The sequence below is a fragment of the Gluconacetobacter tumulicola genome (assembly GCF_014174215.1).
GTDB classification, from domain to species: Bacteria; Pseudomonadota; Alphaproteobacteria; order Acetobacterales; family Acetobacteraceae; genus Gluconacetobacter; species Gluconacetobacter tumulicola.
This window is the reverse complement of sequence record NZ_JABEQL010000004.1, coordinates 30,984-48,089: the sequence shown is the minus strand read 5'-3', so window position 1 is coordinate 48,089 and position 17,106 is coordinate 30,984. Positions and strand designations below refer to the sequence as shown.

The 17,106-nt window shown below is 67.6% G+C and carries 17 protein-coding genes and 1 tRNA gene; 9 read left to right on the top strand and 9 right to left on the bottom strand.

Annotated features, from left to right (window positions below; all coding sequences use genetic code 11):
- Positions 1-149: 149 nt before the first annotated feature.
- Positions 150-326: a DUF3311 domain-containing protein gene (locus tag HLH29_RS04030; protein WP_182964735.1), complete on the top strand. Its 177-nt coding sequence runs from the start codon at positions 150-152 to the stop codon at positions 324-326.
- Positions 326-1,804 (top strand): sodium:solute symporter family protein, encoded by a 1,479-nt coding sequence (locus HLH29_RS04025; protein WP_182964734.1) that lies wholly within the window; start codon positions 326-328, stop codon positions 1,802-1,804. The genes HLH29_RS04030 and HLH29_RS04025 overlap by 1 nt, the downstream gene beginning before the upstream one ends.
- A 20-nt stretch (positions 1,805-1,824) precedes the next feature.
- Here the strand turns inward: HLH29_RS04025 and HLH29_RS04020 are convergent, their stop codons facing one another.
- The 4 genes from HLH29_RS04020 to HLH29_RS04005 form a co-directional block, all read right to left on the bottom strand.
- Positions 1,825-2,994, bottom strand: coding sequence for a glycosyltransferase family 61 protein (locus HLH29_RS04020; RefSeq protein WP_338030169.1), 1,170 nt, complete (start codon positions 2,992-2,994; stop codon positions 1,825-1,827).
- 215 nt (positions 2,995-3,209) lie between these two features.
- Positions 3,210-3,286 (bottom strand) — tRNA-Pro (locus HLH29_RS04015).
- A 119-nt stretch (positions 3,287-3,405) separates the two neighbouring features.
- Positions 3,406-3,987, bottom strand: coding sequence for an LOG family protein (locus tag HLH29_RS04010; protein WP_182964733.1), 582 nt, complete (start codon positions 3,985-3,987; stop codon positions 3,406-3,408).
- A 65-nt stretch (positions 3,988-4,052) separates the two neighbouring features.
- On the bottom strand, positions 4,053-5,264 hold the full coding sequence (locus HLH29_RS04005; protein ID WP_182964732.1) for an MFS transporter: 1,212 nt from the start codon (positions 5,262-5,264) through the stop codon (positions 4,053-4,055).
- 110 nt (positions 5,265-5,374) lie between these two features.
- Between HLH29_RS04005 and HLH29_RS04000 the strand changes: the two genes are divergently transcribed.
- The gene (locus tag HLH29_RS04000) at positions 5,375-5,971 is read left to right on the top strand and encodes an NUDIX domain-containing protein (protein WP_182964731.1); all 597 of its coding nucleotides are present in this window, start codon (positions 5,375-5,377) and stop codon (positions 5,969-5,971) included.
- 21 nt (positions 5,972-5,992) lie between these two features.
- Here HLH29_RS04000 and HLH29_RS03995 read toward each other — a convergent pair whose 3' ends face one another.
- The 3 genes from HLH29_RS03995 to folD all read right to left on the bottom strand — a co-directional run bounded on the left by HLH29_RS03995 (position 5,993) and on the right by folD (position 9,893).
- Positions 5,993-8,059: a M1 family metallopeptidase gene (locus tag HLH29_RS03995; protein WP_182964730.1), complete on the bottom strand. Its 2,067-nt coding sequence runs from the start codon at positions 8,057-8,059 to the stop codon at positions 5,993-5,995.
- A gap of 156 nt (positions 8,060-8,215) precedes the next feature.
- On the bottom strand, positions 8,216-8,962 hold the full coding sequence (locus tag HLH29_RS03990; RefSeq protein WP_182964729.1) for a methylenetetrahydrofolate reductase: 747 nt from the start codon (positions 8,960-8,962) through the stop codon (positions 8,216-8,218).
- A 13-nt stretch (positions 8,963-8,975) separates the two neighbouring features.
- Positions 8,976-9,893: a bifunctional methylenetetrahydrofolate dehydrogenase/methenyltetrahydrofolate cyclohydrolase FolD gene (folD, locus tag HLH29_RS03985; RefSeq protein ID WP_182964728.1), complete on the bottom strand. Its 918-nt coding sequence runs from the start codon at positions 9,891-9,893 to the stop codon at positions 8,976-8,978.
- Between the two features lie 44 nt (positions 9,894-9,937).
- Here folD and HLH29_RS03980 point away from each other — a divergent pair, with 44 nt between their 5' ends.
- A complete protein-coding gene (locus HLH29_RS03980; RefSeq protein ID WP_182964727.1) occupies positions 9,938-10,993 on the top strand; it encodes a beta-eliminating lyase-related protein in 1,056 nt (351 codons plus the stop codon).
- A gap of 419 nt (positions 10,994-11,412) precedes the next feature.
- Positions 11,413-11,994 (top strand): CC0125/CC1285 family lipoprotein, encoded by a 582-nt coding sequence (locus HLH29_RS03975; RefSeq protein WP_182964726.1) that lies wholly within the window; start codon positions 11,413-11,415, stop codon positions 11,992-11,994.
- 138 nt (positions 11,995-12,132) lie between these two features.
- On the opposite strand, the gene HLH29_RS03970 is transcribed toward HLH29_RS03975, so the two are convergent.
- Entirely contained in the window at positions 12,133-13,704 is a 1,572-nt protein-coding gene (locus HLH29_RS03970) for a Do family serine endopeptidase (protein ID WP_182964725.1), read from the bottom strand.
- Positions 13,705-13,845: 141 nt separating this feature from the next.
- Positions 13,846-14,310: a nucleoside deaminase gene (locus HLH29_RS03965; RefSeq protein WP_182964724.1), complete on the bottom strand. Its 465-nt coding sequence runs from the start codon at positions 14,308-14,310 to the stop codon at positions 13,846-13,848.
- A gap of 325 nt (positions 14,311-14,635) precedes the next feature.
- On the opposite strand from HLH29_RS03965, the gene HLH29_RS19815 reads away from it, so the two are divergent.
- The 4 genes from HLH29_RS19815 to rsmD all read left to right on the top strand — a co-directional run bounded on the left by HLH29_RS19815 (position 14,636) and on the right by rsmD (position 16,993).
- The gene (locus HLH29_RS19815; protein ID WP_275944147.1) at positions 14,636-14,761 is read left to right on the top strand and encodes a hypothetical protein; all 126 of its coding nucleotides are present in this window, start codon (positions 14,636-14,638) and stop codon (positions 14,759-14,761) included.
- A 141-nt stretch (positions 14,762-14,902) separates the two neighbouring features.
- Positions 14,903-15,634 carry a gamma-glutamyl-gamma-aminobutyrate hydrolase family protein gene (locus tag HLH29_RS03960; RefSeq protein WP_182964723.1) on the top strand — a complete coding sequence of 244 codons (732 nt, stop codon included), beginning with the start codon at positions 14,903-14,905 and terminating at the stop codon, positions 15,632-15,634.
- Positions 15,631-16,407, top strand: coding sequence for a pseudouridine synthase (locus HLH29_RS03955; RefSeq protein WP_182964722.1), 777 nt, complete (start codon positions 15,631-15,633; stop codon positions 16,405-16,407). Before HLH29_RS03960 ends, HLH29_RS03955 begins: the two co-directional genes overlap by 4 nt.
- A 7-nt stretch (positions 16,408-16,414) precedes the next feature.
- A complete protein-coding gene (rsmD, locus tag HLH29_RS03950) occupies positions 16,415-16,993 on the top strand; it encodes a 16S rRNA (guanine(966)-N(2))-methyltransferase RsmD (RefSeq protein WP_182964721.1) in 579 nt (192 codons plus the stop codon).
- Positions 16,994-17,106 lie beyond the last annotated feature (113 nt).

Sequence of the window (17,106 nt, the reverse complement as noted above, 5' to 3'; positions counted from 1 at the left end):
TAGCCGGAAGGCGCATCAATTACGATCCTTTTTCACGCGACTGCTCTCCTCCTGGCCCCGCGAAAGCTGCCGGTTGACATGCCGACAGGGATGGGCAACCTCGTCGTTCGATGCCCGCAATCAATCAAGAAAATAAGGCCACAATCGGGATGAAAAAGCTGTACCTGGCTCTCCTGCTGCCCTTTATCGGGTTGCTATGGCTTCCGTTCTATGACCGAACGGAACCAACCCTGCTGGGTTTCCCTTTCTTTTACTGGTACCAGTTCGCCTGGGTGCCGGCGACGTCCCTGCTGGTGTGGGTCGTCTGGAAGCGGGACGCACGCTGATGACATCGCACGTTCCTTCCACCCCCGCACTGGTCGTCTTCATCCTGTTCTTCGCCATGACCATCGTGCTGGGCAGCACGGTGTCGTGGTGGCGCGGCCGGAGTCACAAGGGGCAGTCCGCTGCCCACGGGTCCGAGGATTGGGGCCTGGGCGGCCGCCAGTTCGGCACCTGGATCACCTGGTTCCTGGTCGGTGGCGATTTCTACACCGCCTATACCGTCATCGCGGTGCCGGCCCTGGTCTATGCGACCGGCGCGTTCGGCTTCTTCGCGCTGCCCTATACGATCATCGTCTATCCGTTCGTGTTCCTGGTCATGCCCATCCTGTGGCAGATCGCCCATGACGGAAGGCACGCGACGGCGGCGGACATCGTCCGCGCGCGCTTCGGCAGCCGGGCGCTGGAACTGGCCATCGCCGCCAGCGGCCTGATCGCGGTCATGCCCTATATCGCACTGCAGCTGATCGGCATCCGCACGGTCATCGAGGCGCTGGGCCTGCCGGGCGAAATCCCGCTGATCGTCGCCTTCATCTCGCTGGCCGCCTATACATGGCTGGGCGGCCTGCACGCGCCGGCGCTGACCGCCTTCATCAAGGATATCATGATCTATATCGCGGTCCTGGCCGCGGTCACGGTCATTCCGCTGCATCTGGGCGGTTACGGCGCCATGTTCGCCACCGCGGCGCAGCACCTGCCTCACCCGCCGGAGGGCCACGCCCTGATGCCGGGCCAGAGCGTGCCCTATGCCACGCTCGCCCTGTCGTCGGCGCTGGCGGCCTTCCTCTACCCGCATACGCTGACCGGCGTGCTGGCCGCGCGTTCGGCCGACACGATCCGCAAGAACGCGGTCATGCTGCCGGCTTATACGCTGCTGCTGGGCCTGATCGCCATGCTGGGGCTGATGGCCCATGCGGCCGGGGTCGTGACCACCAACACGTCCTCGATCGTCCCCAACCTGTTCATGGCGATCTTCCCCGACTGGTTCACCGGCTTCTGCTTCGCCGCGATCGCCGTCGGCGCGCTGGTCCCCGCCGCCGTCATGGCGATCGGCGCCGCCAACCTGGTGACCAGCAACATCTCGCCCGGCCTGCGCAACAATGTCCGCGCCTCGCGCCTCATCGCCCTTGGCATCAAGCTGGGCGCGCTGGCCTGCGTGCTGTTCCTGAACGCCCATTTCGCCATCGACCTGCAGCTTCTGGGCGGTCTGTGGATCCTGCAGACGTTCCCGGCACTGGTGCTGGGCATCACCAAGCTGCGCTTCTCCGCCCCGGCAATGCTGGCTGGCTGGGCAGTGGGCACGCTGTACGGCACCTATGTCTGTTTCCATGACGGGCTGAAGCCCACCCACATGCTCTCGATCGGCGGCATGCACCAGTTGGTCTCGACCGGCCTGCTGGCATTGCTGGTGAATATCGGCACCGTGGTGGTGGTCAGCCTGCTGGTCCCCGGCCGCAGCCGGAAAGGGGCCACGACCGCCTGAACAGACCGTCGGGCGGTGCCTTACGCGGCGCCGTCCGACACCAGAACCGGCCGCGTACCGCACGACCACAGGCCCGACACCTGACGCAGCACCCGCGCCACGTCGATCCCGGCCTCCCAACGGGCGACATGATCCTGTCCTGTCGCCCCGGTCGGATACAGATCCGCCCAGTAGTTCAGATGTCCGCGCATCGCCATCGCCAGGAAGCACGGATTGGCATGGTGATCGGGCACCAGCTCGTAGACCAGGGTGCCAGGACGGCAGAACCCGATATTGGTCATGCCGGCCCCCAGGGGCCCCACCACCATTGCCGCCGCCCGGAACAGGTCGATCTGCTCAGCGACCGGCATCCGCTCGGGCCGCACCACGCAGAACCCCTCCGCCGCCAGCGCCGCCGCCAGCGCGCCCTCGTTGGGGATCACCCGATTGCCCGCCCCGCCCCGGTCGACATACAGCCGCAGCCCCCGCCGACGGGTGACCGGCACGCGCGCCGCCATGCGCGGGAAAACCGACTGGCATAGCCGCGACAGCGCGAAATCGGCCGCCCCGGCCACGATATTGCAGTAGACCACGCGATCCAGCCGGTACTGGCGCCCGGCCGCCAGTACCGGCCAGCCACCGCCATCCGCACCCAGCAGATCCAGCGTCTGGCGCTGCCACGGCAGCAGGTCGGGCAACAACCAGGAGAGCCGCCCCCGGCGACGAATCTCCGGCCGGTCCGACAGGGCCGCCATCACCGGCAGGGCATGCGTCATCCAGTGATAGTAATTGCCCGGCCAGTGGTCGCTGCACGGCACCGCCACCCCCGGCCCCGCATGGCGGATCAGGCGGGCCGGATCGACCCGCAACGCCGCCAGCAATTCGGGCGGCTGGAGGTAACAGGTCTCCGCCACCAGATCTCCGTCTTTGATCAGCACCCGGCTGTCCACGTCGTATACGACATCGCGCAGGACATGGGCCGTCAGCCCGACCGGCATACTGACCCAATCAAGAAACGGGTTGGCAGCGCCATTGCGCCGCGCATCGGCCGGCGCAAAACGCGCGGCACGCGCCGGACAGGCTTCAAGCAGCACCGAGGATTCGGCAATGTCCGCCAGTTGGACACGACCGGGAGGAGGTCGGGAACGGCGCAGGCGCCGCAGCAGCGAGAAGACCATGATCGTGCCGGAAACCGCATGCAGGACAGGCACGGTCCGACCGCGCCGGCTGCCAGCATGACAGCAAGAGATTGACCGCCCCTTAAGAGGGCCGCTGCAGAAACCACGCTGGCGTCAAGCCACGCACGCCCCGACCGGATCAAATATGATCTGGGCGTGAGATAATCTCTCATATTCCGGAAAATACCCGATGACGCGGGCACATCACCGCTTCGCGGTGGTATTCGCCCGCTGACATCTTGGAAGTCTGGTCGGAGTGAGAGGATTCGAACCTCCGGCCCCTGCGTCCCGAACACAGTGCTCTACCAGGCTGAGCTACACTCCGAACTCGTGTGGGGGCTATACATGCCCTCCCGCCTCTCCGCAAGGGCCCCCGCGCGAACTAATCGCCCGGGCGGCCGTTTTTTGTCATGCCGCCGTCATATCCGGGCTGCCGGCCAGCCCTTACAACCGGCTGGCATCATCGACGACCGGGCTGCGGATCGCTGCCCCCAGCCGTTCCATCGTGGTGGCCACGTCGGGCACGACCTCGAACAGATCCAGCGCGCTGGCCTCGGCAAAGCCGTTTTCCACCGCCGCCCGCAGCATGCCCAGCATCGGGTCGGCCCACCCCGCCACATTGACGATGAAGATCGGCTTGTCATGCAGCTTCAACTGCCGCCAGGTCATGATCTCGATCGTCTCGTCGAACGTGCCCAGCCCTCCGGGCAGCACGACGAAGGCATCGGCGCGGGCGAACATCAACTGCTTGCGACTGTGCATCGAGTCGGTCACCGTCAGGTCGGTCACGCCCTGATGCATCACCTCACGCGCCTCGAGAAAGGTGGGAATCACCCCGGACACCGCACCGCCGGCCTCCAGCGTCGCATCCGCCACCGTGCCCATCAGCCCGACATCACCACCGCCATAGACCAGCCGCATACCGGCCTGACCGAGCCGGTGCCCCATTTCGCGCGCGGCCTCCTGAAACACGGGCCGGGCCCCGAAACGCGACCCGCAGAATACAGCGACGGCAGCAGCGGACATGGATCGTTATCCTCCAGAAGGTGGGTCATGCGCGCGATCGGCCCCGCCCGACCCCGCCGAGGCGGCTACCGTCGGGCCGCGTCCGGGCGGGCCTGCTCCCGCAGCAGCAGGGTGGCACCGACCCCGGCCCCGGTAAACAGGGCAGAGACCAGAAACATCGGACCATAGCCCAGACTGTGGATCACCAGCCCCAGCATCGGGCCGGAGAGGCCGATGCCGATATCGAGAAAGACGCTGAAGGCGCCCAGCGCCGCGCCCCGGTTCTGCGGCCCGGCGCGTGTCACCGCCTCCACCCCAAGCGCAGGAAAGACCAGCGAAAACCCCGCCCCCGTCAGCGCCGCGCCCAGATCGGCCGACGGCACGTCCGAACTCCGCCAGAGCAGCAGCAACCCCCCGACCTCGACCAGCAGCGAGACCACCGCCACCTTCATCCCGCCACGCAGGCCGATCTGGCGCGAGAAGAGCAGCCGCACCAGAACGAAGACCAGGCCGAACACCATCAGCCCCAGCGCCGCGCCGTCCCAATGCCGGTCGGCGAAATACAGCGACAGGCAGGCCGAAATGGCCCCAAACCCGACCGACCCGCAGGCCAGTACGATGCCGTAGGGCAGAACGCGCCAGAAAACCTGGGAGAACGGCATCACCTCGCCGCCCTTGGCGATCGGCGGCACGGGGGCGTAGCGCGTGGCCAGCGCCAGCCCCAGCGCGGGCAACAGCGCCGAGAGTATCCCAACCCCCGCCAGCCCGCCCAGCGCCCCATGAGCCTGCGCCAGAACCGCGCCCACCGGCGCGCCGAAAGCGATGCCGCCATAGGAGGTGATACCGTTCCAGGAAATCACCTGGGCGGTCCGCTCCGCGCCGACCCGCCCGATATTCCACAAGATGGCCCCGGTCGCGGTCCAGCTTTCGCCGACCCCCATCAGAATCCGGCTGGCGACCAGCAGCAGCATGGCGAGGACCGCCCGCTGCGCGAACAGCCCGGCCAGCATCAGCGCCAGCCCCGCGAGCACGCAGATCGCAAGCCCGATCATCACGGCCGGCTTCGCGCCCCGCTCGTCCACGAACCGGCCCGCCTGCGCCCGGGAGGCGAAGGTGGCCAGATATTGCAGCGACACGGCCAGACCCGCGACGACGGTGTTATAGCCGAGCGTGCCATGCACGAAGAGCGGAATGACCGCCAGCGGCAGGCCGATATCGACGTAGCAGATCAGGTTGAACAGAACGACGGCGAGAATTCGCAGCGTCGGGTTGGCCGGCCCGCTCCGTAAGACAGTCATGACGAGGCGCACACTCCGTTATCCGGATAACATAACGACGCACGGCGCCATTAGCCAAGCATTGAGGACAGCGCGCCATGATCAGCCACCAGCGAAAGGAACCAGCACGCATGACCGCCGACATCTCAGCCCCTGCCGCCGACGGCCCGGACGATTCGGGCGGCTTCGTCACGCTGTCCTCGCGGATCGCCTACGAGAACCCATGGACCCGCGTGCGCGAGGACATCATCCGCCGGCCGGACGGCGGTGAAGGGCTCTACGGCGTGGTCGAGCGCGGGGAATTCGTCGTCATCCTGCCGCTGGGCCAGGGACCGGACGGTCCCACCGTGACGCTGGTACGCCAGTATCGCTACCCGGTGCGGGCGAGGCTGTGGGAACTGCCGATGGGCATGTGGGAACATCGGCCCGACGCCGACCCCGAAACGGTGGCACGGGGCGAACTGGAAGAGGAAACCGGCCTGCGCGCCGAACGGCTGCGCCATGCCGGCACCCTGTACCAGGGCGCCGGCTATTCGACCCAGCGCGGCCATGTCTATCTGGCCACCGGCCTGACGCAGGGCCTGCCCCGGCTGGAGGCGACCGAGGCGGACATGACCAGCCACACGATGCCGCTGGCCGAGATGGAACGGATGATCCGCGCGGGCGAGATCACCTGCATGGTCACCCTGGCCGCGCTGGCCCTGATCAAGGCGCGCGGCTGGTTATAGCGCGACCGGCATTCCCCCGCGCTAATGCGCGGGGGGCGTCGCCGGCTGGGCGGGCGGGGCCGCCAGGGTCAGCGTATTGTCGGCACGGTTCAGGTCCGGGATGTCATGCCCCGGGTCCAGGGTCACCGCCTGCGGGGTGCGAACGCCCGGGATCGTCAGTTCGATCTCGTTGCGCAGGTACCAGGCCTCGGTCGGAATGGTCAGGCGCGCGTTGGTGCCGTCGGTGTAGCTGACCTGCAACGTCACCGGCAGCGGCAGCCAGCCCTTGTTGTCGACCGTCACCAGCAGGCCGTGGGCCGCGCCGTCACCCGTGGGCGTGGCGGATTTCACCGCATAGTCCGGCCCCCAGTTGTTGAAGTACCAGCCCCGCCAGAACCAGGACAGGTCCTCGCCCGTCTCGCTGTCCATCAGGCGGAAGAAATCCGAAGGCGTGGGGTGGCGATAGGCCCACACCGCGATGTAGCGGCGGAAGGCGCGGTCGAACCGCTCCGGGCCCAGGATCTGCTCGCGCAACAGCTTCAGCCCATAGGCCGCCTTGAAATAGGTCACCGGATGCCGATAGCTCTCGGGGATCAGGTCCGAGGGCGTCATCAGGCGGGGCGCAGCCGGGTCGCGCAGCACCGAAAGAATATCCTCGGCCGGCTTGCCGGTGGCGGGAGCGAATTCGGCATCGCGCTTGGGCGCGAACTCGCCGGAATTGAAATCGTCCGACGCATAGGTGTCGATGAAGGTGTTGAACCCTTCGTCCATGAAGGCATGCCGGCGTTCGTTGGAACCCACGATCATCGGGAACCAGCCATGGCCCAGCTCATGCGCCGTGACCCAGAACAGTTCCGGGTCCTTGTCGTGCATGCCGTCGAAGACGATGCCGGGATATTCCATCGCCGCGCCATACCCGCCCAGATTGATCGCGTTCGGCCACGGGTAGGGGTACCAGCGACGCGAGAAATACTCGATCGCGTATTTCACATAGGCGGTGGACCGGTCCCACTGATGCGGCCCGGCCGCCTCGGCCGGATAGGCCGACATCGCCAGGCGCGGCACCGGCGCACGGCCCGGCTCGACCACCACCGGCGGCAGGTCCAGCCGCGCCGCATCCCACAGGAAGGCCGGCGAGGCCGCGAACGCCACGTCGCGCGTATCGTTCATGCGGAAGTGCCAGGTCTTGGTGCCGCTCTGGGCTGGATGGCTCTTGGGATCGCGGATGTCGGCCTCGGTCCGGATCATCACCCGTTCGTCGCTCTTGGCCGCCTGGGCCAGCCGATCGCGCTCGGTCTGGGTCAGGACCTCGGCCTGGTTGAGCAGCGCGCCCGACCCGACGACGGTGAAGTTCCACGGCACCGTGATGCTGTAATCAATGTCGCCATAGTCCAGGAAGAATTCCTGCCCCAGATAGGGCGCGGTATCCCAGCCGCGGACATCGTCATAGACGGCCATGCGGGGGTACCATTGCGCGACTTCGTAGACATCGCCGTTGCGGGTGGTACTGACGGCAGTGCGCCCGCCCCACGTGCCCGGGATCGTGTAATGCCAGACGATCTTCAGCCGGATCTTGCCGCCCTTGCCCTCCAGCGCCGTGGGCAGGGGCACCTGCATCCGCGCGTCGGAAATGACGGGCGTGACCGGGATGCTCTTGCCGTCCTGCTCGATCGACACGCTTTCGATCACGTCGCCATCCGTGTGCTCGGCATGGCGCTGCGGATTGACGAAATTGCCGCGCGAACCGTCACGATAGATGTTCTGGTCGAGCTGCACCCACAGCACGTCCAGCGCGTCGGGGCTGTTATTGGCGTAGGTGATGATCTCGCTGCCCGAAAGCAGGCGGTTGGTGGGGTCGATCGCCGCCTTGATCTCGTAATCGGCGCCGTTCTGCCAGTACGCGCCGCCGGGCACGCCACCGGCCGAACGGGTACTGCCCGCCGGCATCGGATAGGCAAGGGGGGCGAAGATGCGGGCCGGATCGGGCGACGGCATGGCGGACGCGGCGACGGGCGCCGGGGCGGCCGTACCCTCTTCGGCGGCGCGCGCGGGCGCCGTTCCGCCCACGATCAGCAGGGCAGCGCCCAGAACCAGCCCGATCGCGGTCATGGAGCCGGCAATGCCCGGCTGAAACCCTGGCCCGGTGGACAGGCGTGGACATGGACGATGGTACGGCACGATCATAACCTCTCGGGGAAACGGACTCTTTCCCCGAGGCTAACGGAATTGCGGGGCGGAGGTAAGCCGTCCCACCTCCGCTCCGTATCAGCCGAGCGCCTGCTGGATCGGCCCCAGATAGGCGGCCAGATTCACCCGCAGCGGCATCAGATAGACATACCCGCCGGCCGCCCGGACGGCACGGATCGCCCGAACCGCGAAGGCGATATTGGCCTCCAGCGTCAGGTCGAACCCATGGGGGAAGACGACGTGATTCGTCGTCTCCCAGTATGAGCGGGATTTCGGGCCGATGACCGGCGAAATCCCCCAGAACACGGTTTCGCCCGCCAGCCAGCCCATGCAGAGGTCGAGCATCCGCATGTCGAACACCGGCTGGGTGAAGAAGCCGGCGGCCCCGGCCTCCTTCTTGCGTGCCACCGCCTCCATCTCGCGCCAGGGGGCATGGCGCCAGGGATCGAAGGCCGCATAGACCGTCAGATGCGGGGCCTCGCGCCGATAGCGGCGGATCACGCTTTCCGACGAATTGGGAAAGGTCCGGCGGCTGAGATCCGCCGGCGGATCGCCCCGCACCACCAGGATTTCCGTCAGCCCCGGCGCATCCGCGCCCGGCAGCGGGCCATCGGGGTCGATATCGATGGCCCGGATATGCGGCACGACACGCGGCACGATCGGCTGCAGCAGCGGCACCGCGTCCCAACCCTGCATGGGAAAGCGCATCAGGCTGGGCACGTTCAGCGTATCGGCCAGCGGGAAATGCGCGCGGACCTGCCCCGCATCGCGCAGCAACGCCTCGGCGTCGCGCGGGATCAGCTCGACCGACAGGCGCGCCGTCATCGCCCCGCCGCCCTCAGGCCGCGCCGCCGACAATGCGCCGGGCGGCCGCCAGGGTATTGTTCAGCAGGCAGGCAATGGTCATCGGCCCGACACCGCCGGGCACCGGGGTGATCCGCCCCGCGCGGGTCACCGCCTCGTCGAACGCCACGTCGCCGACCAGGCGCGTCTTGCCGTTGGGCAGCGAGATCCGGGTAATGCCCACGTCGATCACGGCCGCGCCGGGCTTGATCCAGTCGCCGCGCACCAATCCGTGGCAGCCGGTCGCCACCACCAGGATATCGCCCTGCCGGGCCAGGGCGGCGGTATCGCGCGTGTCGATATGCGCCACCGTCACGGTGCAGCCCTCGGCCAGCAGCAGGCGCGCCATCGGCCGGCCGACCAGATTGGACGCGCCGATGATCACGGCATGCAGGCCGCGCAGGTCGCCCAGTTCCGACTTCAGCAGCATCAGGCAGCCCAGCGGCGTACAGGGCACGATGCCCGGCTGGCCCAGCGCCAGCCGCCCGGCATTGACCTCGCCCAGCCCGTCCACATCCTTGTCGGGATGGATGGCATTGGTGATCGCCACCGGGTCCAGCCCGGCGGGCAGCGGTAGCTGCACCAGGATGCCGTGAATTTCCGGATCGTGATTCAGTCGCCCGATCAGCGCCAGAAGCTCGGCCTGCGACGTGGTTTCGGGCAGCATGTGCATGAACGAGCGCATGCCCGCGCGATGGGTCTGCAGCGCCTTGTTGCGCACATAGACCTCGCTGGCCGGATCGTTGCCCACCAGTACCACCGCCAGGCCGGGCGTGACCTGATGGCGGTCATGGAACGCGCGAACCTCCTGTGCGATCGTCTGCGTCAGGTTCGCCGCGAACGCCTTGCCGTCGATCAGGCGCGCGGACGGGTTGCGAACGGACGCGGTTTCGGCGGAAGCTGGTTCGGTCATGCGGCACTCCGGACAACGGGAACGGAAAAGAGCAGGGGGATAGCGTGGTAGAGCAGATACGCAAGAACTTCAGCAGCGACAATGTCGTTCCGGCCTGTCCCGCCGTGATGTCCGCCCTGGTCGCCGCCAATGCGGACGCAGCCCCCGCCTATGGCGGCGATGCCTGGACGGCACGCCTGGATACCGTGGTGGCGGACATTTTCGAACGCCCCGTCAAGGTCTTTCCCGTCGCCACCGGCACCGCGGCGAACGCGCTGGCATTGGCCGCCATCGCGCCACCCTATGGCGCGATCCTCTGCGACGACAGCGCACATATCGTGCAGTCCGAATGTGGGGCACCGGACTTCTTCACCGGCGGCGCCCGGCTGGTCTCCATCCCGTCCGAGGACGGGCGCATGGCACCGGACGCCCTGTCCTACATGCTGGACCGCCTGCCCGCCGACAACGTGCAGAACCCCCTCCCGACGGCACTGAGCCTGACTCAGGCGACGGAATGGGGCACCGTCTACCCCCCGGCGCGGATCGCCGAACTGGCGCAGTTGGCCCACGCACGCGGCATGGCGGTACATATGGACGGCGCGCGGCTGGCCAATGCCATCGCCCATCTCGGATGCAGCCCGGCCGAGGCGACCTGGAAGGCCGGCATCGACGTACTGTCGCTGGGCATGACCAAGACCGGGGCCATGGCGGCCGAGGCGGTGATCTTCTTCAACCCCGCCCTGGCCGAGCAATTCGCCCGGCGCCGCAAGCGCGCGGGCCATGTCTGGTCCAAGCAGCGGTTCCTCAGCGCGCAGATCCTGGCCTGCCTGGAAGACGATCTGTGGCTGAACAACGCCCGACAGGCCAATGCGATGGCACAGCGGCTGGCCAGCGGGCTGTTCCGCCACCCCGGCGCACGGCTGCTTTACGCCACCGAGGCCAACGAAATCTTCGTCGCATTGCCCCACCGGGCCATTACCCATCTGCGCGCGGCGGGCTTCACCTTCCATGACTGGCACACCCCGCCGGGCGTGGACGGCACCGTCATCCGGCTGGTCACCAGCTATTACACGCGCATCGCGGACGTCGATGCGCTTTTGGAGACGCTGGCGGCAGTCTGATACCCGCTTCATCCTCCATCCTCCGCTGAAGCACGACCCGGGACGCGGGTTTGGGACGACACGCCGAAAATCCCCTTCGCCAGGGTCGCCGGCATGGGCCGCCATGCCCGGGAGGCTCAAAAAATTCCCCGATCATGCGTTGAACCCGGCATGGTGGCACACATTTACGATGGACCGCTGGCTGCGGCCCCCATGGCGCCATTCACGTCCGAAAAGGACGAAGGCGCATGGAGGTCGGCCGATCGGGGCGTCTGCACGGACGGACAGACGTGATTGAAGCCTGACGGTCCCAGGAAAAAACAACCTGAGACCATCAGGCTCCAAAATAACAAGATGAAGCAGGAACGGCTCAGCCTGAGCCGCTTCAAGACCTGTGTCGCGCTTGTCGGGTTAGGAGCCCGAAACCGGGGAGACAGGATATGTCCAGGACCCGTATGCAGGTCCGCCAGATCGCCGCGATCGCCTTGTTGGGGCTGGTCGCGGCCTGCACGAACCCAACACCATATCAACCCGCGACGGAGGAGGGCGAAGGATATACGACGCAGCAGATCGAAACCAACCGGTTCCGCGTATCCTTCCAGGGCAACTCGGTCACGTCACGACAGACCGTGGACACCTACATGCTCTATCGCTGTGCCGAGGTCACCTTGGAGAACGGCTATAATTACTTCGTGATCGTGAACAGGGCCGTCGACAAGAACACGGCCTATGAGGGCTACGGCGACAATCTCGCATGGGGCTGGGGCGGCGGCTGGGGATGGCGCCACGGCGGGGCCGGTTTTGGCCCGTGGGGAGGCACCGGCATGAATTACACGGAACCGGTCAACAGCTATGACGCGATCGCCGATATCGTGCTGTATCGGGGCACCAAGCCGGCCAATGATCCCTACGCCTATGACGCACGCGAGGTCGTGACCGCGATCGGCCCGACGATCATGCGGATTGCGCCTGCGCCGAGAGTATCGGCATTGCCGGCATCGTCGGCAGGCACTGGATATTGATACAAGGTATCTGAACCGCGCGGCCGGATCGCAAAGCGATGGTGCATCGTCGCAACGTGTCCGGCCGCATGGGCAAGGCCCAACGCCGACCGCCGCCATTCTTTCATGGAAAGAGTGGCGGCGGTCGGCAAACGGCAATCAGTCGTTATCGTCTTCGTTGCTGCCCGCATTCTCGCCATTGTCGGACGAACCCGGCGTCACGGCGATAAAGATGCTCTGCCCGTTGCGCAGGACACGCAGCAGCACCGACTGATTGGCTTTCAGGGCCGCGCGAACGGCGGTGACCGTGGCGCCGGGATTGTCGACCGGGCTGTTGCCGACGGCCTGGATCACGTCGCCGGCATGGATACCCGCCTGCTCGGCCACCGAACCCGCCTGAACATCGCTGACCACGACACCGCGCACCGATGCATCCAGCCCAAGCTGCTGGCGCAGCTCGCTGGTGAGGGGCGACAGCGAGACACCCAGGCGCGGGCCGCCGACCGTGTTCCTGTCACCGACCGCGCCGTCGGGCGACGGCGCGCCGGACAGGTTGGCGATCTTCACCGTGGCGCTCTGCGCCGCATTGTTGCGCAAGTAGGCCACCGTCGCCGAGGTGCCCGGCGGCAGCGATGCGACCTTGACCGCCAGGTCATGCGGGCTGTCGATCTTCTGCCCGTTCAGCGTCGTGATCACATCGCCGGCCTTCAGGCCCGCCTTTTCGGCCGGGCTGCTGTTGCTGACGCTGGCGATCAGCGCACCCGTGGGCGGGGCGCCATCGGTGGCGGGCTTCAGGCCCAGCGCCTTGGCCATGGCCGGCGTGATCACCTGCGCGACCACACCCAGATAGCCGCGCGTCACGTGGCCGGTCTTCTGCAGTTGGGAGACGACGTTCTTGACCACGTCGGACGGAATGGCGAACCCGATGCCGATCGAACCGCCCGAAGGCGACAGGATGGCGGTGTTCACGCCCACGACCTTGCCGTCCTGGGTAAAGAGCGGGCCGCCCGAATTGCCGCGATTGATCGGGGCATCGACCTGGATGAACGAATCATAGGGCCCGTCGCCGATATCGCGGCCCCGCGCCGAAACGATGCCCGCCGTCACCGTGCCGCCCAGCCCGAAGGGATTGCCGACCGCGACCACCCATTCACCGGGCTCCACCTTGTCGGAATCGCCCAGCTCGATGAAGCGCAGCTTGCTCTGGGTAGAGACCTTCAGCAGCGCCAGATCGGTCTTGGGGTCGCGCCCGATGATCTTGGCGGGCAGGGTGGTGCCGTCATCGAGCGTCACCGTCACCTTGGTCGCGCCCTTGACCACATGGTTGTTGGTGACGACAAAGCCGTCCGCCGAGATGATGAAGCCCGAGCCCCGTGCCTCGACCGTGCGGCGCTGCTGCTGCTGCGGCATCATCTGGAACGGGAACGGGAAGGGAAAGGGCATCTGCTGCTGGCCCTGCATCCCGCCCTCTTCATCCAGCTCGTCCGCGCGGATGTTGGACGTGATCGAGACCACGGCAGGCCGGACCTGCTTCACCAGGTTGACGAAATTGGGCAGCGTCTGGGTCTGCGCTTCCGGCCGGATGACCCCCGTCTCGTCAGCCCGTGCCGTGTCCACCATCACGGCCTGCGCCGCGCCGCCCAGCATGGTCGTGGCGACCAGCGCGGCCAAAACCCTGCCCCGCGTCCGGCGAGGGCGGAAAGACATCATCGGCTGAAACTCGTCAGTCATAGCATTCCTGATTGTTGCTGGGGCGACCGGGCAAGACGCCGCCCCTTCCTGAGGTATCGTCCGGCAGAGTACGGGGACCGACCGAACCTGTCCCGTACCTGTCGATGAAGGATGCGTTATCTAAGCGTTTCCCGCAAATTCTCACCCCCGCAATGCCTGGAAGAACCCGCGCAGCAGATCCGCCGCCTCGCGCTCGCGCACGCCGCCCACCCATTCGGGCCGGTGCAGGCAGTCCGGGCGGGCCAGCAGGCGCGGCCCGTGCTCAACTCCTCCCCCCTTGGGGTCATAGGCGCCGAACAGGATACGCCCGACCCGGAAATGCACCGCAGCCGCCGCGCACATCGGGCAGGGCTCCAGCGTCACGACCAGCGTGCAGCCGGTCAGGCGCGGACTGCCCAGCCGCCGGGCGGCAGCCCGCATGACCAGCATTTCGGCATGGGCACCCGCATCATGCCCGGCCTCGACCCGGTTGCCGTCGCGGGCCAGCACGCTGCCATCGGGCCCCAGCAGCACCGCGCCCACCGGCACCTCGCCCCGCGCGGCGGCGGCACGCGCCTCGTCCAGCGCCATCCCCATCGGGTCGGCGGGGCGGGCGTCAGCCGGCATGGCACGGCACCCAGCCGGAATATGCGGAAAAACCGCAGAAACTCAGGTCCTGTCTTCGCCCGGTCATGAAACTCCGTCCTCGTCGGCCGCGTCGGCCGCGTTCGCGTCACACCCCGTCGACGCGACCCATATGCCGGCGACTGGGGAGGACACGGTGTTCACAAGATATTACAGGATTACGCCATGCCCGGGGCGAGCCCAACCGCGCGATCCGGGAAAAAATGTTGATTTTAATGGACAGCCTGGGTTGTGGGTGACAGTGTAACGAAATCGCCGGTAACGGTTCCTGAAACAATCGGGACCGATATGAAACAGGAGGCGGACGATGAATACGCTCACGTTGATCCTGGCCGCCGCTGCAATCGTCATCGGTTTTTCCGCCTGCGAACCCGAACTGATGGGCCGCCATACCATGACCGCGAGCCTGCATTCGATGGTCTCCGACGGCTGACGGCACAGACCGGCTGGCCGGCATTGCCTTTCCCGGGTCCCGGGCTGACGGTCCGGGCCTGAACGGAGCCTGTCGCCGACGGCAGGCCCTTCCGCGCATAGCGGATTTCCCTGGAGGCAATATTCCTCTAGGTCAGGCGGAATGACCCGCTCCCGCCCCCTGATCGGCGTGACCCTGGACAGCGAAGCCGGCAGCCAAGACGGGCGCGGCTATTCGCGCTTTCCGTGGTACGCGCTGCGCTGCAACTACATGGATGCCATCGCCGACGCGGGCGGACTGCCGGTCGCGCTGCCTCATGGGGCCGATCTGGCCCCCGCCCTGCTGGCGCGGCTGGACGGGCTGGTCATCACCGGCGGCGCCTTCGATGTCGACCCGGCCCTTTACGGCGCGGACCAGCGCCATGACAGCGTCACCCTCAAGACCGATCGCACCGGGGCCGAGCTCGCGCTGGCACGGGGCGCCATCACATCGGGGCTGCCGGTGCTGGGCATCTGCGGCGGGCAGCAATTGCTGGCCGTCGCCCTGGGCGGCACGCTGATCCAGCATATTCCCGACGCCGTGGCCGGCGCGCTGGCGCACGAGCAACCCAATCCGCGCAACGAGGCCGGCCATGATGTGGACATCCTGCCCGGCACGCTGCTGGCGCGCGTGACCGGCGCCACACGGATCGCCGTCAATTCCGCCCACCATCAGGCCGTGTGCGACCCGGGTCGGGCCGTCATCAGCGCCGTGGCACCCGACGGCGTGGCCGAGGCCATCGAATATCCGGACCATCCCTTCTGCCTGGGCGTGCAATGGCACCCGGAATTCGCCATATCCATGGCCGACAGACATATTTTTTCTGCCCTGATAGAGGCTTCGGGATCGAGATGACAAAGCGCGACGACACCAGCCGGCCCGAGCGCGGCGAACGGATCGCCAAATGGCTGGCACGCTCCGGCATCGCCAGCCGCCGCGACGCCGAACGCATGGTCGAGGAAGGGCGCGTACGCCTGAACGGCGAGGTCGTGGCCCATCCGGCCACCTTCGTCGTGGCCGGCGACGTCGTGCAGGTGGACGGCGCGGTGGTCGAAAGCCCCGAACGCACCCGGCTGTGGCGCTATCACAAGCCCGACGGGCTGGTGACCACCCACCGCGATCCCGAGGGGCGGCCGACCGTCTTCGCCTCGCTGCCCGAGGGCATGCCGCGCGTCATCAGCATCGGCCGGCTGGACCTGAACAGCGAGGGCCTGCTGCTGCTGACCAACGATGGCGAGCTGGCCCGGCGGCTGGAACTGCCGTCCAATGGCTGGCTGCGCCGCTATCGCGTGCGCGTCTTCGGCGTGGTGGACGAGGCCCAACTGAAAGGGCTGGCCGAGGGCAGCGTCTTCGAAGGCGTGCGCTATGGGCCGATCGAAGCCGGGCTGGATTCGCGCAAGGGCGACAATGCCTGGCTGACCGTGGCGCTGCGCGAGGGCAAGAACCGCGAAGTGCGCAAGGTCATGCGTGGCCTGAACCTGCATGTCAGCCGGCTGATCCGCACCGCCTACGGTCCGTTCCAGTTGGGCACCCTGCAACGGTCGGAACTGGAGGAAGTGCCGGGGAAGGTCCTGCGCGAGCAGATTCCGGGGCTGGGGCCGGCCCCGCGTCCGTCGCGCCGGTCCTGACCGGCCGATGCGGATCGTCGCCGGCCAATGGCGCGGCCGCACGCTGGCGGCACCGCCGGGGCGCACCACCCGCCCCACCGCCGACCGGGTGCGCCAGGCCCTGTTCGACATGCTGCTGCATGCGCCCTGGGGCGGCTACGACCTGATGGAAGAGGCACGGGTGCTGGACGGGTTCGCCGGGACGGGCGCCCTGGGGCTGGAGGCCCTGTCGCGCGGCGCGGCCCACTGCACGTTCTTCGAGACCGACCGCACCGCCCTGGCCGTCCTGCGCGCCAATATCGCGGCCTGCGGGACGCATGACCGCGCGACGGTGCGCGCCGGCGACGTAACCCGGCCGCCCGCCGCCGCCCATGCCTGCGACCTGCTGCTGCTGGACCCGCCCTATGGGCAGGGACTGCCGGAACGGGCCCTGGCGGCGCTGGCCCGGACAGGCTGGATCGCCCCCGGCGCCCTGATCGTGATCGAAACCGGCGCCGACGAGGCCCTGCCGACCGCCCCGATCCTGCCCGACGCGCCGCTGGCCGAGCGGCGGCACGGCGCGGCCCGGCTTTCGATCTGGCGGGCGGCCGACGACAGGCCGGAATAACGGCTGAACCGCCTTCTTTATTCCCAAAAGGCCGGGCTATACTTCCTGCCGCCTCCGGACCCAGGCCCGGCCGCCTCCCGGCGGGGCCGTCCGCTTCATCGTGCCTGCCATCG

Bases quoted from the DNA above. Each gene is read 5' to 3' on its own strand.
- HLH29_RS04030 (WP_182964735.1), top strand. From the start codon at position 150: ATGAAAAAGCTGTACCTGGCTCTCCTGCTGCCCTTTATCGGGTTGCTA.
- HLH29_RS03995 (WP_182964730.1), bottom strand. From the start codon at position 8,059: ATGACCGCGATCGGGCTGGTTCTGGGCGCTGCCCTGCTGATCGTGGGC.
- HLH29_RS03960 (WP_182964723.1), top strand. From the start codon at position 14,903: ATGACCCGCTCCCGCCCCCTGATCGGCGTGACCCTGGACAGCGAAGCC.
- HLH29_RS19815 (WP_275944147.1), top strand. From the start codon at position 14,636: ATGAATACGCTCACGTTGATCCTGGCCGCCGCTGCAATCGTCATCGGT.
- HLH29_RS03955 (WP_182964722.1), top strand. From the start codon at position 15,631: ATGACAAAGCGCGACGACACCAGCCGGCCCGAGCGCGGCGAACGGATC.
- rsmD (WP_182964721.1), top strand. From the start codon at position 16,415: ATGCGGATCGTCGCCGGCCAATGGCGCGGCCGCACGCTGGCGGCACCG.
- HLH29_RS04005 (WP_182964732.1), bottom strand. From the start codon at position 5,264: ATGACTGTCTTACGGAGCGGGCCGGCCAACCCGACGCTGCGAATTCTC.
- HLH29_RS04010 (WP_182964733.1), bottom strand. From the start codon at position 3,987: ATGTCCGCTGCTGCCGTCGCTGTATTCTGCGGGTCGCGTTTCGGGGCC.
- folD (WP_182964728.1), bottom strand. From the start codon at position 9,893: ATGACCGAACCAGCTTCCGCCGAAACCGCGTCCGTTCGCAACCCGTCC.
- HLH29_RS03965 (WP_182964724.1), bottom strand. From the start codon at position 14,310: ATGCCGGCTGACGCCCGCCCCGCCGACCCGATGGGGATGGCGCTGGAC.
- HLH29_RS03970 (WP_182964725.1), bottom strand. From the start codon at position 13,704: ATGACTGACGAGTTTCAGCCGATGATGTCTTTCCGCCCTCGCCGGACG.
- HLH29_RS04000 (WP_182964731.1), top strand. From the start codon at position 5,375: ATGACCGCCGACATCTCAGCCCCTGCCGCCGACGGCCCGGACGATTCG.
- HLH29_RS04025 (WP_182964734.1), top strand. From the start codon at position 326: ATGACATCGCACGTTCCTTCCACCCCCGCACTGGTCGTCTTCATCCTG.
- HLH29_RS03990 (WP_182964729.1), bottom strand. From the start codon at position 8,962: ATGACGGCGCGCCTGTCGGTCGAGCTGATCCCGCGCGACGCCGAGGCG.
- HLH29_RS03975 (WP_182964726.1), top strand. From the start codon at position 11,413: ATGTCCAGGACCCGTATGCAGGTCCGCCAGATCGCCGCGATCGCCTTG.